The sequence below is a fragment of the Bacillus cereus group sp. BfR-BA-01316 genome (genome assembly GCF_022664195.1).
Classification (GTDB): domain Bacteria; phylum Bacillota; class Bacilli; order Bacillales; family Bacillaceae_G; genus Bacillus_A.
The window spans coordinates 1-249 of record NZ_JAKUGX010000116.1 but is presented as its reverse complement, the minus strand read 5'-3'; the positions used below and the strand labels follow the sequence as shown (position 1 = coordinate 249).

Genomic DNA, 249 nt, shown 5'->3' with positions numbered 1-249 from the left:
GTTCTCTTGCTGATGTCCATTATTTCCTTGCTGAGATTCTCTACCTTTATTATCTTGCTGAGACTCTCTACCATTGTTCTCTTGCTGGTGTCCATTATTTCCTTGCTGAGACCCTCTACCGTTATTTCCTTGCTGAGTTCCTCTACCGTTGTTTTCTTGCTGATGTCCATTATTTTCTTTTATTTGCTTCGGTTGCTGTTCCTTGGATTGCTTTTGTTCTATACGCTCCTGCTTCTCGTATCTTTCTTC

1 pseudogene is annotated in these 249 nt (G+C 41.0%); it reads right to left on the bottom strand.

What is annotated here, in order from left to right:
• A pseudogene (locus MR071_RS25245) lies at positions 1-249 on the bottom strand (hypothetical protein); the annotation flags it as partial.